General features: G+C 44.2%; 6 protein-coding genes. 3 read left to right on the top strand and 3 right to left on the bottom strand.

Annotated features, from left to right (window positions below; all coding sequences use genetic code 11):
- Nucleotides 1–3,735, top strand: a 3,735-nt coding sequence (locus ACF8OV_RS15055; RefSeq protein ID WP_392404379.1) for a VWA domain-containing protein, incomplete at its 5' end; no start/stop codon positions are given.
- 52 nt (nucleotides 3,736–3,787) lie between these two features.
- On the opposite strand, the gene ACF8OV_RS15050 is transcribed toward ACF8OV_RS15055, so the two are convergent.
- Both ACF8OV_RS15050 and ACF8OV_RS15045 read right to left on the bottom strand, forming a co-directional pair.
- Nucleotides 3,788–4,981, bottom strand: coding sequence for a class I SAM-dependent methyltransferase (locus ACF8OV_RS15050; RefSeq protein ID WP_020840600.1), 1,194 nt, complete (start codon nucleotides 4,979–4,981; stop codon nucleotides 3,788–3,790).
- Between the two features lie 183 nt (nucleotides 4,982–5,164).
- Nucleotides 5,165–6,568, bottom strand: coding sequence for a methyl-accepting chemotaxis protein (locus tag ACF8OV_RS15045; protein ID WP_005490568.1), 1,404 nt, complete (start codon nucleotides 6,566–6,568; stop codon nucleotides 5,165–5,167).
- Between the two features lie 91 nt (nucleotides 6,569–6,659).
- Here ACF8OV_RS15045 and yccX point away from each other — a divergent pair, with 91 nt between their 5' ends.
- Entirely contained in the window at nucleotides 6,660–6,932 is a 273-nt protein-coding gene (gene yccX, locus ACF8OV_RS15040) for an acylphosphatase (protein ID WP_005494922.1), read from the top strand.
- Between the two features lie 2 nt (nucleotides 6,933–6,934).
- Here the strand turns inward: yccX and ACF8OV_RS15035 are convergent, their stop codons facing one another.
- Nucleotides 6,935–7,264: a TusE/DsrC/DsvC family sulfur relay protein gene (locus ACF8OV_RS15035; protein ID WP_392404378.1), complete on the bottom strand. Its 330-nt coding sequence runs from the start codon at nucleotides 7,262–7,264 to the stop codon at nucleotides 6,935–6,937.
- 408 nt (nucleotides 7,265–7,672) lie between these two features.
- Here ACF8OV_RS15035 and ACF8OV_RS15030 point away from each other — a divergent pair, with 408 nt between their 5' ends.
- Complete coding sequence (locus ACF8OV_RS15030) at nucleotides 7,673–8,047, top strand: chromosome partitioning protein ParB (RefSeq protein ID WP_005490570.1); 375 nt, start codon at nucleotides 7,673–7,675, stop codon at nucleotides 8,045–8,047.
- Nucleotides 8,048–8,102 lie beyond the last annotated feature (55 nt).

The following is an 8,102-nucleotide window of genomic DNA, read 5'->3' as shown; positions in this document are numbered from 1 at the left end:
ACGTTTACCATCGATACGGTGGACGATGTGTATGCAGAAGGCGATGAAGTGTTCCGTGTCAGCGTGTCGGGTATTGTTGATAGTGACAGTAATCCGATTTTTGAGGCATTAGATGTTTCAAATGCCTTTGTTGATACCACCATTAGCGATGAAACCGACCCAGGGCCAGAAGATACCGTTACGGTGACCATGACTGGTCCAGCGAGTGTTGTAGAAGGTGACACCACCACGGAATACACCGTGACACTGAGCGATCCAGCTCCTGTGGGTAGCATTGTCACGCTCGCTTACAGCTACACCACTGCGTCAGGTGATGACATCACTGAAACCGCTCAAGCGATTATCGGTGCCGACGGTGTGACCGCTACGTTTACCATTGATACGGTGGACGATGTGTACGCCGAAGGCGATGAAGTGTTCCGCGTCAGCGTGTCGGGCATCGTCGATAGCGACAGCAACCCAATCTTTGAAGCTCTGAATCTAGACAATGCGTTTGTGAACACAAGTATTACTGATAACGACGCTCCTCCTTCTATTTCAAATGTTGTGAATGCAGTTGTTTCGGAAGAAGGTTTAGCTAATGGTATCCCTGATAATACCGGATCACCTTCAGACACCACTAACTCCGCAAGTTTCTCAGGAACATTCACAGTTGCCGATCCAGACACGGCGAATGTTTCAGTGGTATTGGCCGGCCCTAACAACCTAACATCAGGAGGGGAGCCTATATCGTGGACGTGGGACAACAGTACTCAAACGCTGACTGCGAAAACCGCTCACCTGAGCGTTGTTGCTACTGTTGTGCTGAGCGAGCCTTCAGCCTCAGGTCAAGGCTCTTGGGACTATACTATTACTCTGTTTGAGCCACTTGATCATCCTGTTAATGATGTGGAAGACATCATCAACTTTGATTTACAGATTTCTGTAAGTGATGGACAAACAACGACATCTCAAAGCTTAAATGTGGTCGTTGAAGACGATTGCCCATACGTGCCTGTGGTTGTTCAACCCGTTGATGTGTCGCTTACTGATGCACCAATCGTTCTGACAGGGCGTATAGATTTTGCAGGAAGTGAGGCAGATGCAACCAGTCGAACATTTGGGGACGTTGTTGTGACTGCAAACGGTTTTGTGTCTGACGAATCTGCGATGCTGGGAACAGCTGAAATCAATCAATCATCAGAAGGGATTGGCGTTAAAAGTTCTGGTAACAACGGCTTCCAATTAGAAAACGAAGTCGATTATCGATTCGCGGGTAATGAGGGTGTATCAGAGCAGTTAATCATAGACTTAGGCAATAAAGTTGCTTATGGAGCAGAAATAGAATTTGAGAAAATGTTTGGTGGTGAACTTGAGAAAGGAATCGCATCTTTTTATAGAGATGGTGTATTAATTGCTCAGCAATCGTTCAGCTCTGACGCAAGCAGTGGTGATTACGCGGCGAATTTCAATGTTCAACAGGGGGGCTTTGATAAAATCATCCTCGAAGCGGCCAGTAATGGCAATGGCCCGGATACTGAAGACAACAGTGACTTTACCGTTAAATCAATAACCTTTACAGGTGCGTACTCCGGCGTGCCAATTGCTAGTGCGGATGGGAACCTCGGTGCTGTATATGGAGCTGATGGCCCTGGTTCTATAGTCTTAAATGGAGGCGAGGCTGGTTTAGAGACTCTAGATGGTCAAGACGTGTTGATATATGTCGACCCACAAAACTCTAATAGACTGATTGCAGAGGCTGATGGAGAGCTTGCATTCGAAGTTCAACTTACACCTAGCACTGGAAAATGGGAGTTCTTCCAATACTTGCCTTTGACCTCACCTTATGGCGATGGGGATATCGATTTTAACTACACGATTACTGATAATGATGGAGACAGTAAAACGGGGTACTTTTCTGTCAACCCTTACGCCCCACCAATCGTAGAAGGTGTAACACTAAACGTTTCTGAGGAAGGATTAAGCAACGCCATTGCTGATGACTCTGCTCTAAACGGCTTTGATGACACAACTGACTCGAGTTCTGATGTAGAACAATTGACGCTGGGTCAAACCGTTGATTCTGTTACGCTCAGTGAACCATCTACAGCTCTTACTAGTAACGGGATCTCTGTAACGTGGGCGTTATCAAATAACGACCAAATGCTTATCGGTTCAGCAAACGGTAAAGAGGTTATCAAAATATCAGTCAATGATACTGGAATGGTATCTACGGAGCTTCTTGGCCCAATTGATCACTCCAACGCATCTGGAGAAGACGCCTTAAATATTGAGGTGCCTGTGCTTGTCTCGAATGCTCGTGGTCTTACTAACTCCACAACGGTCAACGTTATTGTGGAAGATGACTCACCAGATTCTGCATCCATTATTCACGATGTAGTTGCAGAAACTAAAGAAAGTGCCAACGTTCAGCTCATAATGGATGTCTCGGGTTCTATGCGAACGGATAATCGCTTGCAGATAATGAAAGATTCGGCAACTCAGTTATTGAATCAATATGAGTCTATCGGTCAAACGCGAGTTCAAATTATTACTTATAGCAGTACAGCATCCACTTACGCTATAGGTGCTGCGACGTGGCTGACGGTCGACGAGGCCAAAGCGTATATTGAGACGCTAACTGCAGGTGGCGCGACTAACTATAACAACGCGCTAAATGAAGCAAAACAGTCGTGGGATGATGTAGGTAAGTTAACCAGTGCGTCGAATGTTAGTTACTTCTTGTCAGATGGTCAGCCAAACCCTGCGTCATCATTTATAAACGACGCTCGTGAGCAGAGTTGGATTGATCACCTAACCGATCCTGATAATCAGATAACAGCCCTAGCGTATGGTATGGGCGTTAATCTTATGCCGGAGCAATTAGATCGCGTAGCATATGATGGCTTCTTGAATCAAGATCTTGATGGTGTTGTGGTTCCTGACGTAACTCAATTACCTCCGGTTATGTTGCAGTCAGTGATTCAACCTGTTGGGGGGAACTTGATGTATACCACTTCTCCAGATACAGGTATTGGTGCAGATGGTGGTTATATTAGCGAAATAGAACATGACGGTGTCACTTATTCGTTTGATGGTACAGACCTAATAGTTACTGACAATAACGATGGTATTTCGCATGCATTTGACGACACAACGATGCAGCTTACTATCTATATCGACAGCAAACATACTCTGGAAATCGACCTAAACGATGGTGCGTATGCATTTTATGGCGCGGTGGGTGATACAGTTGAAACGTTAGACTTCGATTATGTATTGACGGATAACGATGGTGATCAAAGTGAGAACACCTTGCAATTCGTTATTGATGAAAATGGAGGTGTAAATGCTTCAAGCAATGGTTCTGTAAATATTATTGAAGCTGAAGTAGACGTAAGTCATGACATCTTGATCGGCAATGATAACGAGGCAGATATCTTTAAATGGGTCAACGACTCCTTGGATACAGGAACAGATCTAATTAGAGGCTTTGAGAGAGATTTGGACACCTTAGATCTGAGTGAAGTCGTCGAAGATGCAGGGCACAATACAATAGAAGAACTTCTTAATAGTATTGACTTGAACATTGATGGTGATGACTTGTCTCTAGAAATAACCCATAACGATGGAAACTCAATTCAAACTATCGTAATAGAAAACGGGGCGACAGAGTTTAGTGATTTAATCGTGGGGAATGCGGACTTTGAGAGAGATGTGTTATCCGCGCTAACTAAGGTTAACTTAGAGCCATAATGAAAAGGGCCAATAGGCCCTTTTCTTCTGCTTTGTCTTACTTATTCTTAGCCTAAAGCACTTTACAAGCAAAGCCTTTTAGGTAGAAACCTTCTGGGTATGCCGTATCGGTTGGGTGATCTGCGGCTTGTTCAAAGCGCTCAACAAATTTCACTTGGCGGTTTGCGTCTACCGCTGCGTCAGCAATGATTTTTTGGAACAAAACTTGGTCCATTAAGCCAGAGCAAGAGTAGGTCAGTAGCGTGCCACCAGGTTTTAGAATTTGCATCGCCAACATGTTGATGTCTTTATAACCACGACATGCGCCATTTAGTTGCGCTTTGCTTTCTGCAAACTTAGGTGGATCCATGATAACCACATCAAACTGAGTACCTTGGTCACGGTATTCACGAAGCAGTTTAAATACATCTGCGTTTAAGAAAACAGCGCGCTTTTTCGAGATATCAAACTCGTTCAGTTCTGCATTGTATTTTGCTGTGTCCAATGCTGGCTGAGATACATCCGCATTAATTACGCGTTTTGCGCCGCCTTTCAGTGCGTAAAGACCAAAGCCACCCGTGTAAGAGAAGCAGTTCAGTACTTCTTTATCTTTAACGTACTTCATCGCTTGTTGACGACTGTCACGCTGGTCTAGGTAGAAGCCTGTTTTATGTCCACCTACAATGTCGACACTGATTTTTACGCCGTTTTCTTCGATGACGACAGATTTTGGAGGCATTTCACCGTGCAATACGCCAGTGGTCTCTTTCAAACCTTCTTTCTTACGTACTGCTACGTCAGAACGTTCGTAGATATTGCAATCAGGGAAGCATTCAACCAATGCATCTACAATCGCTTGCTTGTTGTATTCTGCGCCTGCGCTGAGCAATTGACATACGAAGAAGTTTTGGTAGCGGTCAATCGTCACGCCCGGCAAGCCGTCAGATTCAGCGGCGATGAGTCGGTAACCTGTTAAACCATCACGTTCAATCACGTCTTCACGAAGAAGTTGAGCATTTTGAAAACGCTTCACGAAAAACGCTTTGTTGATTTCTTCTTTTTCAAAACTCCAAATACGAGCGCGGATTTGAGATTCTGGAGAATATGCCGCTTTTGCTAGCCATTTACCGTCGTGAGTGAACACATCAACTGTTTCGCCAAGAGCGGGTTCGCCCTCAACTTTACCGATGCCTCGAGAGAAGATCCAAGGGTGCTTGCGCTTAACCGATTTCTCACGACCTTTAACCAAATAGATAGCAGCTGTCATTTCATTTGCTCTTGTTGAATTTTGAAAGGGGCGTATTGTCCGGGATGTTGAGGGCAAAAGCAATATCCCTCAACAATCCAGTCATTTGCTAAACGGTCGGTATCGTTAGTCATTATCGTTGGCACAGCTGTTAGCAGGCATAAAAAAGGGCCACTTGCGTGACCCTGATTAACTGATATTTGGTTATGCTCTCAAACCAGTGAGGAGAGATTCCATCGTATCGCTTTGCTTACGCAACTGTTCGACGTTTTGCGAGGTCGTACTGATCATATTGCACACATTATCTGCTTGAACTCGGATTTCTTCGACGCTTGCGGCGATGTTATCTGCAACGACACCTTGTTCCTCAGCCGCAGTTGCAATTTGAATACTGCTGTCTGAGATGGTTTGGTTTTTATCGGCAAGCGAGCCAATCTCTTGGTTTACTTCTGCCATCAGGTTTTGACCTTCGTTGGCATTGTTTACCGTAACTTCCATAAGTTTGGTGAGGGATTGGCTGTTACGTTGTAATGATTCAATCATCGCTTGGATTTCAACAGTTGCTTGCTGAGTACGGCCTGCAAGAGCACGGACTTCATCAGCAACAACCGCAAAGCCACGACCTTGTTCACCTGCACGAGCCGCTTCAATGGCAGCGTTCAAGGCGAGTAGGTTAGTTTGCTCAGAGATGCCGTTGATTGTTGTCACAACTTCATCAATTTGCGCTGCATTTGCATCTAGCTCTTCAACCGCTTGAGAAGCAGATTGAATCTCATTCGACAGATTTGAAATCGAGTGAAGCGTGTTTTCGACTTTCACTTGGCCTGATTGAGCCACACTACGTGCATCATCCGTCTGTGTGCTTGAGTCGTGAGCCAGTGTCGCAACTTCACGAATCGTTGAAGCCATCTGCTCCGTTGCACTTGCAAGAGAGTTGAGGTGTTCTTGTTGCGTCGCAGAAATTTCAGAACTGTGGTGAATCGATTGGTTCAAGTCTGAGCTGATTTGCTGCATAAGAGCGACAGACTCTTGGATAGATTGAACCATTTTTTGTTCACGCTCCGCGACTTTATCAATCGTGATGGCGATTTCACTGAACTCATCACGAACAGGGAAGAAATTCATCCGCGCGGTTAGGTCGCCATCAGCAAGCGTGTTTAGCGCCTTGTTCATGGTGAACATTGCGCCACCGATGAACGTCATGATGTAGTAAACACCCAACGCGAGAACAAACAAGCTCACGCAGATGATGCTCACTTGAGTCATTGATAGGGCAGTCCACAGAGAAAGCTCATGATTCGCAACCAAACTGAATGCACCATTCAATACCGATACAGATTGTGGTCCTGTACCAATAGAGACCGTCTCTGAACCCGCAATAAGGTTTGCTACTTGAGCTTGAGAAAGATTGCCAGCCTCTATCAGCCCTTTCATGAGCATCAACTCTTCCTGATACATACCTGAGATCAGAGAATTAGCCGCGCTATTGAGGACGAGAGTAAGAATGACTAGAGCAAGAAGAGGGAGAATGAAGAGCAAGTAGAACTTTTCTTGAATCTTTAAGTGAATGAGATACTTATCAATCCAGCGGAAAGGAATTTCTTTCATAATTATTATAACCATACGAAAACCCACTATCCTTAGTGGGGTGAATAAGACAAAACGAATATATCACTCAATAATCAGATGCGGTACAAAGATGAACGTAAAGTGTGAGAGATTTATAGTTAAAGGTCACGTTCAAGGGGTTGGCTTTCGTTACCATACTTCGCACCAAGGTTTAAAGCTTGGTTTAACGGGCTATGCAAAGAACTTGAACAATGGCGATGTAGAAGTGATGGCTTGTGGGCCTAAAGAGCAAATTGACCAGTTTTGTGAATGGTTACAAGAAGGTCCGCGGACGGCGACAGTAGAAAGCGTTACGCGAGAGAGCGTATCGTACAAACCATTCCGCGGATTTAAAATTCTATAATATTACAGGCACTTAGCTGGTTTAGGTAAACCTGCTAGCTTTGTTGCTTGTTTTGCTGGACCTTTTTTGAACAGCTTGAACAAATATTTGCTGTTGCCTTTTTCTGGGCCGTGCGCCTTTTCCATTGCTTTGACAAGCATTCGCACTGCTGGAGAGGTATTAAACTCTTCATAAAAGTCGCGCACAAAATGCACAACTTCTAAATGAGCATCAGTAAGTTCGATGTCTTCTTCTTTTGCTAAAAGCTCAATCATGCCTTTTTCCCACTGAGTATGATCCAGTAGATAGCCTTGAGCATCAGTTTCAATTTCTTTGCCGTTGTAAACGAACATAACGTCTTATCCGTTAAGTGAACATGGATGTTTATAGATTAGCGCACACGTTAGGAAGTTCTCAACAAAAGAATCCTGAAGTCGTACTGAGCGAAGCAAAAGCATACAAAGTAGCAGGGCTTTAATGGATGCTGATGATGTGTCCCAAACTCACTACTATGCAGAAAAATAATAAATTATTCAGCTTGTTAAAAAATTTACCGGGGTAATACCAAGACATTTGCATTTGTATTCGGGTTTATTCATTTTTATTATCGTTTTTTGATAGTCAGCTGTCTAATTAATGAAATTTTGTTTAAGGATGAGTCGGTTACGACGTTGTGTTTATTCCTTTGGGTCGATATTCTCTGGGTTTGATAACCGACCTGTGCTCAGGTTAGAAACAAAACTCATGACAAGGAGTCAGTCATGTCGACACAACGTTACATTGAGATTAATGACAACGTAAAATCCACTTGGTCTATTGAGCGTATTTGGAAGCTTGCAGAATCCTTACCCGTAGAAGAAATTTCTATTGATGACATTAAAGGTCCGAATGAGGTGACCTGGTTCAGTGATGAAGGGCCGCAGCCAACCTGCCGTGAAATAGCGAAACATTGCCAACGCATCAACAATGCCGATGTATCGTATCCCGTGATCTTAACTAGTGACTACCGAGTCTTTGATGGTATGCACCGAATCGCCAAGCAAATCATGTTAGGAGAGGAAACGATCAAAGTGAGACGCTTTAGAGAAAATCCAGAAGCAGACGAAGTTATCGAGTTGTCTGTAGAGCAGGCGTAATACACTGAATTGCACACAAAGAAAAAGCCCGAAGGAATTACCTTCGGGCTTTTTG

The organism is Vibrio sp. GLN_1 (genome assembly GCF_043106015.1).
GTDB lineage: Bacteria > Pseudomonadota > Gammaproteobacteria > Enterobacterales > Vibrionaceae > Vibrio > Vibrio parahaemolyticus.
Note: the sequence above shows the minus strand (reverse complement) of the source record. Positions and strands in the feature narration are given on the sequence as shown.